Origin of the sequence: Haloferula chungangensis (assembly GCF_042664875.1) — a bacterium.
In the GTDB taxonomy this organism is placed as follows: Bacteria; Verrucomicrobiota; Verrucomicrobiia; order Verrucomicrobiales; family Akkermansiaceae; genus Haloferula; species Haloferula chungangensis.
Genome location: NZ_JBHTBS010000064.1, coordinates 1 through 799, shown reverse-complemented (window position 1 = coordinate 799; position 799 = coordinate 1). Strand labels below are relative to the sequence as shown.

Sequence of the window (799 nt, the reverse complement as noted above, 5' to 3'; positions counted from 1 at the left end):
CTCTTTAAATGCGTAGCATTTACTTAAATTAATCCAGTAGTTATTTAATTTAAACTGTTTTTCAGGAAGTGGAAATAATAAAAATCCATTATTTGTAGTAAAGATAATGGGAGTAAGCCTGTGGACGTTGAAGTGTATTTTTGCATGATATTTTCTTGCCTCTATATTGGTCGCGTAATATCTTTTCAAGGTATCATCGACCCATTTTGTCGTTGTTTTTGTACTATATGCCACTTGGTTCGTAAATACTGCACGTGATGTGTACTTTACATCCATAATTGGCTCTATGTAAATACAATGGTTTGTAAGTTCGATATGCATGTATTTTCCTTTCTGTCACTGAGCGTTCACTTCGTATATCTACCATAACTTTTAGTTATATATAAATTATATGACATTATCGCTTAAAATTCATTAACAAAAGTTAACTTAAAGTTAACTTTAGTTCGTTATGCGTTTGGCGTTTTGTTAAAGACATTCATATAATTTATTTATCCGGAAATGAAACGATCGATCAGATTGAGAAAATAAATGATTTAGGCGGGTTGCATGGAGTCGGCCGTATTGATCATACGGAAAATCGTCTAGTTGGCATCAAATCAAGAGAAGTTTATGAAAACCCTGCAGCGATGATTTTGATTAACGCTCATAAAGAACTTGAATTCCTAACATTAACGAGAGAAGTTTCTCAATATAAAGTCAATGTGGAACAGCAAATGTCCAAGATGATTTACGACGGCTTATGGTATTCACCATTGCAGCCAGCGCTGCAGGCTTTCATTGAAGAGACGCAGGATGT

General features: G+C 34.2%; 1 protein-coding gene and 1 pseudogene. One reads left to right on the top strand and one right to left on the bottom strand.

Translation table 11 applies throughout. The features are described from left to right. On the bottom strand, positions 1-321 hold a 321-nt coding region (locus tag ACFQY0_RS21210), incomplete at its 3' end, for a competence protein ComK (RefSeq protein WP_379717060.1). A gap of 188 nt (positions 322-509) precedes the next feature. On the opposite strand from ACFQY0_RS21210, the pseudogene ACFQY0_RS21205 reads away from it, so the two are divergent. After that, positions 510-799, top strand: a pseudogene (locus tag ACFQY0_RS21205) (argininosuccinate synthase); the annotation flags it as partial.